Origin of the sequence: Acinetobacter sp. AR_0276 (assembly GCF_003000705.1) — a bacterium.
Classification (GTDB): domain Bacteria; phylum Pseudomonadota; class Gammaproteobacteria; order Pseudomonadales; family Moraxellaceae; genus Acinetobacter; species Acinetobacter nosocomialis.
This window is the reverse complement of record NZ_PSQO01000004.1, coordinates 1,904,873-1,919,987: the sequence shown is the minus strand read 5'-3', so window position 1 is coordinate 1,919,987 and position 15,115 is coordinate 1,904,873. Positions and strand designations below refer to the sequence as shown.

Annotated in this window: 10 protein-coding genes; 2 read left to right on the top strand and 8 right to left on the bottom strand. The window is 39.8% G+C overall.

Translation table 11 applies throughout. From position 1 onward, the window contains the following. Positions 1-472 precede the first annotated feature (472 nt). A complete protein-coding gene (locus CSB87_RS09980; RefSeq protein WP_031952072.1) occupies positions 473-1,687 on the top strand; it encodes an aromatic amino acid transaminase in 1,215 nt (404 codons plus the stop codon). Between the two features lie 48 nt (positions 1,688-1,735). Here the strand turns inward: CSB87_RS09980 and dld are convergent, their stop codons facing one another. The 4 genes from dld to lldP all read right to left on the bottom strand — a co-directional run bounded on the left by dld (position 1,736) and on the right by lldP (position 7,412). Beyond that, on the bottom strand, positions 1,736-3,442 hold the full coding sequence (gene dld / locus CSB87_RS09975) for a D-lactate dehydrogenase (protein WP_106105069.1): 1,707 nt from the start codon (positions 3,440-3,442) through the stop codon (positions 1,736-1,738). 382 nt (positions 3,443-3,824) lie between these two features. Continuing rightward, on the bottom strand, positions 3,825-4,976 hold the full coding sequence (gene lldD, locus CSB87_RS09970; RefSeq protein ID WP_005079601.1) for an FMN-dependent L-lactate dehydrogenase LldD: 1,152 nt from the start codon (positions 4,974-4,976) through the stop codon (positions 3,825-3,827). Next, complete coding sequence (gene lldR / locus CSB87_RS09965; protein ID WP_019457940.1) at positions 4,973-5,725, bottom strand: transcriptional regulator LldR; 753 nt, start codon at positions 5,723-5,725, stop codon at positions 4,973-4,975. The genes lldD and lldR overlap by 4 nt, the downstream gene beginning before the upstream one ends. 19 nt (positions 5,726-5,744) lie before the next feature. Next, positions 5,745-7,412, bottom strand: a complete 1,668-nt coding sequence (gene lldP, locus CSB87_RS09960; protein ID WP_171071054.1) for an L-lactate permease — start codon at positions 7,410-7,412, stop codon at positions 5,745-5,747. 373 nt (positions 7,413-7,785) lie between these two features. Between lldP and CSB87_RS09955 the strand changes: the two genes are divergently transcribed. Continuing rightward, entirely contained in the window at positions 7,786-9,156 is a 1,371-nt protein-coding gene (locus CSB87_RS09955; RefSeq protein WP_031952064.1) for a phosphomannomutase/phosphoglucomutase, read from the top strand. A gap of 45 nt (positions 9,157-9,201) precedes the next feature. Here the strand turns inward: CSB87_RS09955 and CSB87_RS09950 are convergent, their stop codons facing one another. The 4 genes from CSB87_RS09950 to CSB87_RS09935 form a co-directional block, all read right to left on the bottom strand. After that, positions 9,202-11,028 carry an LTA synthase family protein gene (locus CSB87_RS09950; RefSeq protein WP_031959533.1) on the bottom strand — a complete coding sequence of 609 codons (1,827 nt, stop codon included), beginning with the start codon at positions 11,026-11,028 and terminating at the stop codon, positions 9,202-9,204. 138 nt (positions 11,029-11,166) lie between these two features. Next, a complete protein-coding gene (gene galE, locus CSB87_RS09945) occupies positions 11,167-12,186 on the bottom strand; it encodes a UDP-glucose 4-epimerase GalE (RefSeq protein WP_031952060.1) in 1,020 nt (339 codons plus the stop codon). Next, positions 12,179-13,849, bottom strand: a complete 1,671-nt coding sequence (gene pgi / locus CSB87_RS09940; RefSeq protein ID WP_031952058.1) for a glucose-6-phosphate isomerase — start codon at positions 13,847-13,849, stop codon at positions 12,179-12,181. Before pgi ends, galE begins: the two co-directional genes overlap by 8 nt. Further along, entirely contained in the window at positions 13,846-15,108 is a 1,263-nt protein-coding gene (locus CSB87_RS09935) for a nucleotide sugar dehydrogenase (RefSeq protein ID WP_031952056.1), read from the bottom strand. Before CSB87_RS09935 ends, pgi begins: the two co-directional genes overlap by 4 nt. Between the last annotated feature and the right edge of the window lie 7 nt (positions 15,109-15,115).

Genomic DNA, 15,115 nt, shown 5'->3' with positions numbered 1-15,115 from the left:
GAATGAAAAAAATCAAGGTGATTGTTGACACTTTACAGAACGCATCAGGTCAATTTTTATAGCTTAACCTGTTATCTCACCTTATATTTATAGCATTCCACTACTTGATAATTAGTCTTTATAAAACAGTTATTTAATATTATTTTACCTATAAATTTATGGTACTTTTTTAGTTGCTTTTCGACCTCTAATCTTTTGTTTCAAACTTTAGTCTACAACCAATGTATTACAGCAAGATTGTAGACAATCTGCTTGAATGAAAGCATGAGTTAGAAATTAGTTTCTATTTACCGTAATTTCTTTTAAATCTTTTTATCATTTTCAGCCAGAAAATATCGATATTAGTGAAATTATCAGGTGCTTCACGGTAGCTTTATTGATACATTATTGAGCATCGACATAGTTGTGGCGTATTTTTCGAGACAGAAAAAACCCAGCACTATGCATATTGTTGAATGAAAGGACTTTTTTGATGTTTCAACATATCCCCCCATACGCAGGCGATCCAATTCTCTCTTTAATGGAACAGTTCAATGCTGATACTCGTTCTGAAAAAGTAAACTTGAGTATTGGTCTTTATTATAACGAAGACAGCATTGTTCCTCAGTTAGAGACCATTATCGAGGCGCAAAAGCGTATTGAGCCTAAGAACGGTAAAACCAAACTTTATTTGCCAATGGAAGGCTTCAAACCTTACCGTGAAGCAATTCAAGCACTTTTATTTGGTGCAAACAGCCCAGCAGTTAAAGCTGGCCGTGCTGTAACCATCCAAACACTGGGTGGTTCAGGTGCATTGAAAGTTGGTGCGGATTTCTTAAAAACTTATTTCCCAAATTCTGACGTTTGGGTAAGCCAACCAACCTGGGACAACCACGTTGCGATTTTCAATGGCGCTGGCATTAAGACTCATTTCTACCCATATTTCGATGCAGAAACGCGTGGTGTAGATTTTGACGGTATGCTTTCTACACTTAAAACTTTGCCTGAGCAAAGCATTGTGTTGTTGCACCCATGCTGCCATAACCCAACGGGTGCTGACTTAAACCCAGCGCAATGGGACCAAGTAATTGCAGTATTAAAAGATCGTAACCTTATTCCTTTCCTAGACATCGCTTACCAAGGTTTTGGTGACGGTATGGAAGAAGATGCGTATGCAATCCGTGCTTTAGACCAAGCAGGTCTAGACTTCATTGTGAGCAACTCGTTCTCTAAAATCTTCTCTTTATATGGCGAGCGCGTTGGCGGCTTAACTTTCGTATGTGACGATGCAGAAGCTGCTCAGTGCACATTCGGTCAGTTAAAAGCGACTGTACGCCGTATTTACTCTAGCCCTCCTACAACTGGTGCTTGGTTAGTTGATGAAGTGTTAAATGACGCTGAACTTAACCAACAATGGCAAGGTGAAGTGAAAGAGATGCGTGAGCGTATTATTAAAATGCGTAGCATCTTGAAAGACGAACTTACTAAAGCATTACCAGACCGCGACTTTAGCTACCTTGTAAACCAAAAAGGTATGTTCAGCTACACAGGTTTAACTGCTGAACAGGTTGATATCTTGCGTGAAGAATATGCAATCTACTTAGTACGTAGTGGCCGTATTTGTGTAGCAGGTTTAAACATGAACAATGTTTACACTGTTGCTAAAGCGATGGCTGAAGTGCTTGCTAAATCAGTAGAAGTAGCATAAGACATCTACTAAAAAAGGCGCTTCGGCGCCTTTTTTTATGTCTCCATCTTAGGGTTTAGCTTTGCCCCAATATTTTAGTTTTGAGGTATGACCAATACCTACGTTAAAGCTGTTGGTTGGGTCGAGTTTTTGATAGAAATTGGCCAATGCAGGCTTGGCAATGTAGAGATGCCCGACATTATGCTCTGCCGGATACTCAGCACGGCGCGCGTCTAACAACTTCCACATTTGATGTTCCATCTCTAACGGGTCATTGCCCTTTTTAAGAATATAGTCTTGATGGAACACATGACAAAAGAAATGTCCATAATAGAGTTTATGGAGAATTTTATTTTCCATCTCGGCTGGCAGTTGCTCTACCCATTCGCGGTCATTACGACGTAACGCAATATCAAGCGCCACAATATCTTCAACTTCACTACGGTGTGTATCACGATAACGAATAGCCGCCCCCGCAATTGCAAAACGGTGTAAGAACGCCTTTCGTCCTTCCTCTTCACTACATACGAAATAACCGCCTGACTGGTGCACAGCAAAATATTCTTTTAAAAACTGCTCGGTCTGAGCTTTTGAATTATTTTCGACACGCAGCACTAAATGGTGTTCATAACGATCTCGATACTCGGTCATACGCTTAGGCAAATGGCTCGGTAAAAAGAAGGTAATGGCCTGTAAAATATGATCCGTTAAACCTTTAATTTTAAATTTTTCTAAAAAGCCATCGATTTTATCTTTCATGGCGAAGGCTTTTGGAACATTGGCTGTACCAAACTTTTCAATAAATAAGAACGTGTCTTTCCCGTACTTTTCACCAATTAAATAAGCATCGCGGTGAATATATTCGCCCGCTATCGGTAGGCTTGGCAATGAAGTGAGTAAATAACGACGGATGGCTGTTAAGTCATCAGCATCATTAGTCCCAACATAAAAGACATTACTCTCTACTTTTTCATAGGTATCAAGGCGTACAGCAAATACACAGACTTTACCAGCCGAACCCGATGCTTCAAACAAACGTGACGGATCTGCATTAAAACGGGCAGGCGTATCTTCATCAACTTGAGTCACATCGTGCGCATAGCGATGGTCCGATGCCTGCTTTTCGCTGTCATCTAAAATATCTACGGCTTGGTACTGCTGTTTTTCTAAACGAGTCAAAATTTCTTCGGGAGTCGAACCTAAATTCACCCCTAAATGATTTACCAGTTCTAACTGACCAGCAGCATTCACCTGAGCATATAAAGCTAGTTCCGTATAAGCAGGACCACGGCGTACCAAGGCACCGCCAGAGTTATTACACACCCCGCCCAGTACCGATGCCCCAATACAAGATGAACCAATGACTGAATGAGGCTCTCGATTATAGCCTTTTAAAATTTGCTCTAAATTATCTAAGGTTGCACCCGGTAAACAAATCACTTGCTTACCGTCATGAATGACCTGAATGCCCTTTAAGCGGCGCGTACTCATGACTAAAACAGGACGATCATAATCATCGCCATACGGAGTTGAACCACCAGTAAGTCCTGTATTGGCCGCCTGCATAATCACAATACAGTCTGCCTCAATTGCAGCCTGCAACACTTGCCATTGCTCTAGTAAGGTCCCTGGTACAAGCACTGCAAGCACTTTTCCCTCACCAAAACGACGACCTTGGCGGTACTGACGTGTACTTTGATCATCGGTCAAAACATAAGAACGCCCTACAATGTTTTGTAAACGTTCGATCACTGCTTGAGGAGAAAGTGTTTGCATGATGGTTTCCTTTTGGTCATCCCTACCACATAGTTTTTTAAAAATCAGAAAAGCTCAAGGGAGTTTTTCCATTTAGAACTAATATTTAAAGTAGCTAATTCCATTACTTTTGTTTTGGCATGAGTAGCGACTAAAGCTACGCAAGATCAAAACCATTTCACTTAGCACTAGCAGCTAATCTCTAGGTGTTAGATTTAATTCAAATTGGCTACGCGTTGGCGGCAGGGATGCCGCTGTTTCGATGCGGTAGCAAGGACGTACCGTTATCGAAACAAAGGGTTTTTGGTTACTTTTGACCTTTCAAAAGTGTCAAATGCCTATACATAAAACATTAGCAAATCACCAAATTTTGAGGCTGTGCTTACTGCTTCACTTACTATTTCTAAAGACCTTGTTTAATCGCCTGTACTAAACAATCCGCGTTAATATCCGAAATCGACTTAGCACCCGTGAGCGTCATCGCAACGCGCATTTCTTTATCAATCAAATCAAGCAAGTTCGATACTCCTTGACCACCTGCTGCTGCCAAAGCATACACAAAGGCACGGCCAAGTAACACTGTATCAGCACCGAGTGCCAACATCCGCACCACATCTAAACCATTACGAATGCCTGAGTCGGCCAAAATCGCCAAATCACCTTTCACTGCATCAGCAATTGCAGGCAATGCACGAGCAGATGACATCACGCCATCTAACTGACGACCGCCATGATTCGATACCACAATCCCGTCAGCACCAAAACGCACAGCATCTTTGGCATCTTCAGGATCTAAAATACCCTTAATCACCATTGGGCCATCCCAAAACTCACGAATCCACTCAAGGTCTTTCCATGAAATAGATGGGTCAAAGTTCGAGCCTAACCAGCCGATATAATCTTCAAGGCCAGTCGGTTTACCTAAATATTTAGAGATATTGCCCAAGTCATGCGGACGCCCCATTAAGCCGACATTCCATGACCAGTGCGGATGGAACATAGACTGCATATATCGACGCATCGCTGCATTTGGCCCACTCATACCTGAGTGTGCATCACGGTAACGCGCACCCGGTACAGGCATATCTACAGTAAACACCAGTGTTGAACAGCCTGCCGCTTTTGCACGTTCCAAAGCATTACGCATAAAACCACGGTCACGTAATACATAAAGCTGGAACCACATCGGGCGGTTAATCGCAGGTGCAACTTCTTCAATCGGACACACTGAAACCGTCGATAAAGTAAATGGAATGCCCTTTTTATCGGCTGCCATCGCGGCCTGCACTTCACCGCGGCGTGCATACATACCTGTTAAGCCTACAGGCGCCAAAGCAACTGGCATCGACAGCGTTTCATTAAACAGTTTTGTCTCTAAACTTAACGCTGACATGTCGTTGAGCACACGTTGACGCAATGCAATTTCTGACAAATCTTGTACGTTACGCTTTAAGGTATATTCCGAATACGCTCCACCATCAATGTAATGAAATAAAAATGGAGGTAAGCGACGTTGTGCCGCAGCACGGTAATCATTGCCAGAAGAAATAATCATTTTGAATCAACTCTATTTAAACGGTTCGCACGTTTCTGACGAGCTTCGTCTTCATTCAGAGAACGTACATGATTAATCACAAATTCAATATGACCGCAAACAGCTTGGCGTGCGGCCTCGGGATCTTTACGATCAATAGCATCCATCACCTGAAAATGCTGCTCGCTGAGCAAGTCACCATTTATGGGGTCGTTATAAACCTTTTTACGTCCTAACAAGACGTTGTATTGCAACAAATCAAATAGACTACGCATCATTTGAATCAGCACCACATTGTGAGATGCTTCAGCAATTGCTAAGTGGAATTCAGCATCAGCCACAGCAGCCTGTGCTGAGTCACCCGCATTTTGGTGGCGACTAATTTCATTAAAATAATGATGGATTTTGGCGCGGTCTTCAGGAGTTGAGCGCAATGCGGCATACCATGCCGTGCCACCTTCAAGTAATAACCGCGCCTCTTGCACATCAAAACGGTACAGCGGATCTTCTTCAATCAAGTTACTAATTGGGTTCACAATGAGTTGCTGTGGCCACTGTTCAGGTAACTGCTGAATATAAGTCCCATCGCCACGGCGGCTACTGAGCACACCTTGACTATTGAGCTGTTGAATCGCTTCGCGCAAAGACGGACGAGAAACCCCTAAGCTAGTTGCAAGCTGGCGCTCGGCAGGCAAACGGTCACCTTTTTTCATGTGACGCTCTTCAATTAATGCCTGCAATTTCATGACCACTTGATCGGAGATTCTCATCGCGTTTCCTTCACTGGAGTTATGGAATCATCCACGGAACAAGATAAGCTTGAACCGTAATAATGATGCCAACAAAGACAGTGAATATGATGCTATGTTTTACCGTGAAACGGAACAAGTCAGACTCTTTCCCAACTAAGCCTACTGCGGCACAAGCAATCGCAATCGACTGCGGAGAAATCATCTTACCAGTCACACCACCGCTGGTATTAGCAGCAACCAATAACACCTCCGGAATACCAATTTGCTGTGCTGTAGTTGCCTGTAGTGCCGAGAACAAGGCATTTGAAGAGGTGTCTGAACCTGTAAGGAACACACCAAGCCACCCCAAAAATGGTGAGAAGAAAGTAAACGCATGCCCTGTATGTGCTAGAGCCAAAGCTAAAGTTGCAGATAAACCTGAATAGTTCGCGATAAAAGCAAATGCCAACACCATACCAATCGAGTAAATCGGTGTTTTCAACTCATTAATTGTTTCACCAAAGGTTGTTACAGCCTCACTTGCTTTCATTTTTAAGAAAATAGCAGTGATGATTGCAGCAATAAAAATTGCAGTACCTGTTGCAGAGAACCAGTCAAACTTATAAATCGCTTCGTATGGTTTCATCTCTGCCACAATTGGCGGCATTTTTTCGACCAATCTATGCAAATACGGCACTTCAAGCTTAAAAATCCAGTGTTCAAGAGCACCGTCTTTTGCAAATAATGCTTTAAATGGCTTAATACTCCAGATCGTGACCATGACTGTTAAAATAGCAAATGGAGACCACGCCTTAGCAATTTTTCCAATGCTATAACGTTGAACTGTTGTAGGTTGCTGAGTCAAAGTCTGACCCGCTTCAGGTTCAAAACGGAAAATATGTTTTGGTTTCCACACACGGAATAACAAAGTCAGGCTGACCAATGAAGCAATTGCTGCGGTAATGTCTGGTAACTCAGGACCAATAAAGTTAGATGTAAGATATTGGGCAATCGCAAACGAACCACCACCGACCAACACCGCAGGCCAAGTTTCCTTTACGCCGCGCCAGCCATCCATAATCGCCATAATCCAGAACAGCACAATTAGCGTTAAGAATGGCAACTGACGACCTACCATCTGGCTAATTTCCATAGTGTCTACACCTGACACCTGCCCAGCCACAATAATTGGAATACCCATTGCACCGAACGCAACTGGTGCTGTATTTACGATCAAACATAAACCAGCAGCATAAAGTGGTTTAAAGCCTAAACCGACAAGTAGTGCAGCGGTTATTGCAACAGGAGCACCAAAGCCCGCCGCCCCCTCAAGGAAAGTACCAAATGCAAAACCAACCAGTAACATTTGCAGACGTTGGTCTTCAGTAATCGACAAAATACTTGAACGGATAACTTCAAACTGGCCTGTTTTTACCGAAATCTTGTATAGAAACACTGCCCCGATAATGATCCACGAAATTGGCCATAGACCATAGAAGAAACCATAGATAATGGATGCAAAGGCCATTTGACCCGGCATTTGATAGAAAAAGAGAGCAATCAATAATGCAATAATAACTGTGCCCGTACCCGCGATACTGCCTTTTAAACGAAAAACAGCCAATGCCAAAAAGAAGAAAATAATCGGGATTAACGCAACCGCACTAGACAGCCAAATATTATTTAAAGGGTCATAAAGTTGTTGCCACATATTGAGCATTGTCATCTCCTTGAAATGCCGGGGCGAATTTTTTTACCTTAAATCTTTAAACATTCAACACAATTGGTATGACCAATTAAAATTTAAGTGCAAATGTTGTTCCTTAAACCACAGATCGCATCATAAACACAGATATTGGTAAGATCAATCATTAAATAACCATCATAATTGGTAAGACCAATAAGGCTGAGTAAAATCAAGCAATTTCTAATTTAGAAATTTATTTATTAGACTAAAGTTGTAAAAATACTTTCTTATAAACTTAAATATGAACTACAGAAATGAAGTGAAAAATTTGAATATAAAACTATAAACATACCTGTTTCATGATCTATGTATAATGTGCACACAACTCAAACCACATGTATTGAATTGAATAATGACTACTTTAACGTGTTTTAAAGCTTATGATATCCGAGGCAAACTCGGCACCGAATTGAATGAAGAAATCGCCTATAAAATTGGCCGCGCTTACGGACAAATCTATAAACCAAAGACTGTGGTTGTAGGTTGTGATATTCGTCTAAGCAGTGAGGGTTTAAAACAAGCGACCATCCGCGGGTTAAATGATGCGGGTGTCAATGTCCTTGATTTAGGCATGACAGGTACTGAAGAAGTCTACTTCGCCGCTTTCCATCTAGATGTCCAAGGTGGTATTGAAGTTACTGCAAGTCATAATCCAATGGACTATAACGGTATGAAATTGGTTCGCGAAAATGCTCGTCCAATTAGTGCAGATACGGGTCTAAAAGAAATTCAGGCTTTAGCAGAAACTAATAACTTTGAAGAAGTTAGCCAAAAAGGTACAACGCAAAGCTATAACATTTTGCCTGAGTTCGTTGATCACTTAATTACTTATATTGAACCTGCAAAAATCCGTCCATTAAAGTTAGTGGTAAACGCGGGTAATGGTGCAGCTGGTCATGTAATTGATGCCATTGAAGAAAAATTTAAAGCGCTTAATGTACCGGTTGAATTTATTAAAATTCATCATGAAGCAGATGGTACTTTCCCAAATGGCATCCCTAACCCAATTTTAATTGAAAACCGTGACAGTACCCGAAATGCTGTTCTTGAGCATAAAGCAGATATGGGTATTGCATGGGACGGCGACTTTGACCGCTGTTTTTTGTTTGATGAGAAGGGACAGTTTATTGAAGGCTACTATATTGTTGGTCTATTGGCCCAAGCTTTCTTGATTAAACAGTCAGGCGAAAAAATTGTGCATGACCCACGTTTAGTGTGGAACACATTTGATATCGTCGACGAATATAAAGGTGTTGCTGTACAGTCAAAATCTGGTCATGCGTTCATTAAAGACGTTATGCGTGAACACAATGCTGTATATGGCGGCGAAATGAGTGCTCATCATTATTTCCGTGACTTTGCTTACTGTGACAGCGGTATGATTCCATGGTTACTTACGGTTGCCCTGCTTTCTGAAACAGGGCAATCACTTTCAACACTCGTTGAAAATATGATTACCAAGTTTCCTTGTAGTGGTGAAATCAACTTTAAAGTAACTGATACACAAACTACGATTCAAAAGATTTTTGATTTCTATGCTGCTCAAAACCCGGAAATTGATCGTACCGATGGTGTAAGCCTCGACTTTGGTGCATGGCGTTTTAATGTCCGTGCTTCAAACACTGAGCCTTTACTGCGTCTCAACATTGAAAGCCGTGCAGATCGTCAAGCTCAGCCAATGCAGCATTATGTAGATGAATTAACTGGGTTGATTCAGTCATAATTTTCAAAACATAAAAAAGGATGGCTTATTGCCATCCTTTTTTTACTAATTCTTCAATAGTTGATAAGTATGATTGTTGCCATCTAGCACATCATAATTTAGATTTTTATACTGTTCTAACAGCGCCTTTTGATCGACATCACAGTTTTCCCCAGACAATAGAAACTTTTGATGAACTGCGTTATAACACTGTGAAACTTGCTGAATAAATTGATAATAATTTGAGAGCGGTATACCCGACATTTGCAGTAATTTCGGTGCTACAAAACTCGCAGCAACGTACGGCTGTTTAAACACTTTTTTACTAAGCTTGTAGTTGCTCCACACTGCAAAAGGTGTTTGATAATTTTTTAAATTATTCCGCTCGGGGTCATCTTTAAAAAAATTATAAGTATCATATACTCCTTGTAGATTTGGTAAATGATCACCAAATACCAATAAAATTGTTGGTTGATTTAATGTCTTTAAAAACTGCTTTAACTCAAGCAATTTTTGATTGGCACGTATAGTACCTGCTGTATAAGTACTCAATTTCCGCCGATCAGTTTCTGATAAAGTCTGACTAAACTTAAAGTCTTGTTTACCATAACGCTCATCATTATACATCGGGTGATTTTCCACCGTGATTGCATAAATAAATTTTGGCTGGTCTGGATTCTGCTTCAGTGTATCTTGAAGAGATTTAAAAATCACATCATCGCTTGCCCAGCCACCTGCATTAAACAGTTGCCCCTGATCTCTTTTCGCAACCATATTCTCCAATGAAATGAACTTTTGAAAACCCAAATTTGGATAAACCGTGTTACGATTGTAGTAGTCTCCATAGTTATTATGCATGGCAACTGTTTGATAACCCAAGGTATTTAAGTAAAACGGTAAAGCATAAACTGTTTTTTTCAGCTTAGACACATATAGCAATTCATTGGGAAAAAAAGTAGTGTTTAAACTGGTCAATACCTCAAATTCGACGTTGGCCGTTCCTCCTCCAAACGAAGGTGATAATAAATGTGTAACCTGATTTTTATCAAAAAATGGAGCCATATCTTGAGGTAACTGAGTATCTAACAGCCGAGCATCCCAATACGACTCTTCCATCACCACCACAATATTCGGATACCGCTGTGATTTATTCGGTTGCACTACTTCTTCTGGCTTATTATATTGTTTCATTAACTGCTGAATGGTCTGTTCAGATACTTTTCGACTAGGCAACAAAATACTGGTGACATTATCTAACAGTTTAGAAACATAAAAGGTCGTAAAACCATAGTCTTGAATATTTCGATAATCACCAACCCAATTATTTCGGGTATTAGGAAATGAATTTAAATATATACAAAAAGTCGGTTTGCTTTCGCTGGTACATGCTCCATTGGGGTTTTTAATAAAGTTTATGTAGACCAAACTACAGCATAATAGACTAAAAATTATAATATTTGGTACATATGTATGAAATGTCGCTTTACTTTCTTTACGAACGGCAACCAGTAACACCACCATGAAAACCACAATGAGGGCAAAAAAGACCAATTGCAATAACCATGGCGATGCCTTCATGGCTTCAGGCACCAAGAAAATATCTTCTGGACTTAAGTTGCTAAACAAATACTGCTGTTTCTTTTGATTAATAAAATTAAGAAAAATAACAACAAGTTGGCTGAGGATCAGTGCTGCATACTTTCGTCCCAGTAAAATAAAAAATAGTTGAATCACTGTATAATTAAAGAGCAAAGAAAAACATGCTCGGTGCAAACTGAAATAAGTATAAAATTTACTTAAACTCAGATTCATATCCCACGCAACATATACACCTAGACAGGTGGATAAAAAAGCAATAAAAATAAATAACAATTGTTGACGTAGAAAAACCATGACGACAAAAAAGAGGCTAACAGGATTGTGGCGAATACTAGCATGAAAGTAATCACTACAACTGTAGCCTCTATTTAGAAAAGAGCTTTATCTGAGTATTATAACAATAGGTGTTTGATATTTAGAAAAATTAAATAATCAATTTTTATATCCCTCTGGATTCTGTTTTTGCCATTTCCAGCTGTCTTGCAACATATCTTCTAAATCATATTGAGGCTGCCAGCCCAGCTCAGCTACAGCACGGGCATTATCTGCAAATGAAGTCGCTACATCACCTGCTCGGCGTGGTGCGAATTCGAAAGCAACAGATACGCCATTGACCTGTTCAAAGGTATTTTTAACCTGTAATACTGATGAGCCATTACCCGTTCCAATATTCCATGCACGGCAACCTTGCGCTTTTAAACGGTTATTGAGAGCGCATAAATGTGCATTAGCTAAGTCAACAACATGGATATAATCACGTACACCTGTACCATCTACTGTATCGTAATCATTACCATAAATAGAAAGTTTTTCACGGCGGCCAACAGCAACTTGTGTAACGTAAGGCATTAAATTATTTGGAATACCTTGTGGATCTTCGCCAATACGCCCACTTTTATGTGCACCTACCGGGTTAAAATAACGAAGTAAAGCAATCGACCATTTAGAACTAGAAACAGACAATTTTTGTAATAATTGCTCAACAATCAATTTAGTATAACCATAATTATTACTTGGCATACCTGTGGGCATTTCTTCATTTAAAGGTGACGTATTCGCTTCATCATATACTGTTGCAGATGAGCTAAACACAAGTGTATAAACACCTGCTTTCTCCATTGACTTAACCAGTTGGATACTACCTGCAATATTATTATCAAAATAAATAAGGGGTTTTTCCTGGCTTTCACCAACCGCTTTTAGACCTGCAAAATGAATAACTGCATCGATGGTATGATTTTGAAATACCTGATCAAGCTCATCTGCATTACGAATATCACCCTCTACAAAAGTTAAGCTTTTTTGAGTGAGTTCTTGAACTCTATTTAAAGACTCTTCTGAACTATTTGAAAGATTGTCATAAACAATAACTTCATGGCCAGCATTCAAAAGCTCTACACAGGTATGTGAACCAATATAGCCAGCACCGCCAGTCACCAGAATTTTAGCCATCTATTTTTCCTAATAAAATTTTAATTAATCCACGCGTTGAAGCATCGAGTGTTGAAAGATCGTTTTGAACACCATTTAAAATCGGGAGTAACTGGTCAGCAATCTGCTTACCTTTTTCCACTCCCCACTGATCAAAGGGATTAATGTTCCAGATTACAGACTGAACAAATACTTTATGCTCATATAAAGCAATCAACATCCCTAAACTATAAGGATTAAGCTCTTTTAAAAGTAATGTTGAACTTGGCTGGTTTCCTTCATATTGCTTATAAATAGGTAAACTCTCCAGTTCTTTTGTATCTAGAGCTTCATTACCAAAAGCCAATAAACGTGATTGTGCTAAACAGTTTGAAAGCGCAAGATGATGTTGCTCAACTAATGCTTCAGCATTTTCTACATAGGTAAAATGATCTGCATTATAACGTTGTATAGGGGCAATAAAATCACAACTTACTGCCTGAGTTCCTTGATGGAGTAACTGATAAAAGGCATGTTGAGCATTTGGCCCAACTTCACCCCATACAATTGGGCAAGTATCTAATTCAACTTTTTGTCCACCACGTTGTACCGATTTACCATTAGACTCCATTTCGAGCTGTTGCAAATAAGCTGCAAAATATTTTAAACGGCCATCATAAGGTAATACAGCATGGGTCTGAATATTTAAAAAGTTATTATTCCAGACGCCTAATAATGCCATAAGCACAGGTATGTTCTGCTCAAAACTTGTATTTTGGAAATGTTCATCAACAGCATGGGCACCAGCTAAAAGCTGTTGGAAACCTTCAACTCCAACCGACAATGCGATAGGTAACCCAATACACGACCAAAGAGAATAACGTCCACCCACCCAATCCCAAAGTAATAATTGATTTTCAGGAGCAATCCCCCACTCTGACATTTTGTTAGCTTTTGTAGAAACACCAATAAAATGGCTTTTTACCACCCGTTCGTGTTTCCCTAACGCTTTCTCAAGCCACTGTCGAACAGTTTGTGCATTGGATAAAGTATCAATAGTGCCAAATGACTTCGAAGAAATAATAAATAACGTTGTTTCTGGACGCAGTTGATGAAGCAATTCCGACAACTGGCTACCATCCATTGTTGATACGAAATGAACATTGAGTGGTTTAGCTGTTTTTACTTTAAAATCCGATAATGCATGGGTCACCATTTGAGGCCCTAAATCAGATCCCCCTACCCCAATATTAACGACATCTTGAATGACTTCACCCGTGGCGCCACGGTATTGTCCAGCATGGATTTTTTCAACCAACGCATACATACGCTGCAATTGGCTATGGACCTTTTCAGTTAATTCCGGAAATTTAGAATATTCTAATGGTAAACGTAAAGCCCAATGCATTGCAGCACGCTGTTCGGTACAGTTGACTTTATCTTGAGAAAATAATCGTTCAATCCAGTGAGTCAATTGTTTAGTTTTTGCTAAAGCCACCAATTGCTCTAACACACTTTTAGTCACACGGTGCTTACTATAATCAAAAACCAGTTGATCGAACTTTACAGAGTATTGCTGAAATCGATCGGGCTCTGATGCAAATAATTCTTTTATATTTAAATTTGAATTTTTCTCAACCAAAGAATGAAGCTGCGCGATAGGGGAAACTAGCTCTTTGGGAAACTTCTCGATAGATTTACTCATAATCGACCTACTCCTTCATAAGCAAAACCTTTAGATTTCACATATGCTGGATCATAAATATTACGCCCATCCAAAATAAGAGGATGCTGCATCAATTGTTGTAACTGTTTAAAATCAGGACTCCAATACTGCTTCCATGCCGTGACTAAGCATAAAGCATGTGCTCCTTGTGCTGCTTCATATTGATCAGCACATAAAATCAGGTCTTCTCGACTGCCATATAAAGCTGCAATTTCATCAAGAGCTTGCGGGTCATGTAACCGTACTTTTACACCTTGGGCCCATAAAGCAGCCAATAAGATATGAATAGGTGAGTTATGTGTGCTTGGAGTGTTCTCTTTAAATGAAGCCCCCCAAATTGCAACTGTCTTTCCACTCAAGTCACAATGATAATAGTTCCATAATTTACGGAATAAAATTTCTTTTTGTTGTTCATTAATCGCCCACACTTGTTCTAGAAGACGGCTTTTCGCACCTGTTTCAGAAACCGTACTGGAGAGTGTTAAAATATCATGTGAAAAATTTTCACCGCCAAATCCAACACCTGCTGATAAATAAGCTGCGCCAATACGTGTATCTGCAGCAATGCCATGCTTTACATTGGCAATATCAATACCTAACTTTTCCGCAACTAGAGCAAGATCATTCATATAACTAATTCTAGTCGCCAACATGCCTGAAATGCTGAGCTTAGTAAATTCGGCATCTAAAATCGGCATAAATAAATATTGATAACTAAAACGGAAAAATGGACGTAATAACTCTTGCATTATGTCTTGAGCATAGCTTGATTCAACACCAACAATGACATGTTTTACATTGAGTACACTATTAATCGCATTACCCTCTTGAATCACGTCAGGGAAATAGACCCACTCGTCTTTAGGTAAATGTTGCTTTAATTTTTCTGTACCATGTAAACCAAAAGTTGAGCCATTAACCATTAACCTTGGATGAACAATTGGACGTTCACTTAACTTCTCAACCGTTTTTAAGGCAAGTTCTATTTGTGTTGGGCTAAAACAAAATAAATAAACTTCAATATCTAAAGGAATTTGAGAAAAAGGACTTTCTGTTAAAAAACCTGCCTTTCTTTGTTTATTTAAATAATGATTAACTTCTTGATCTTGATATGAAAGTACAGATATATTTTCTTCACAGGTGACACTTGTACACCAATAGATCTGATTACCATATTCAGCTAGTAACGCTGCCATTACACCGGCGTGCAAGGTGGTTCCAAATACCGCGATTTTCATTGTACAC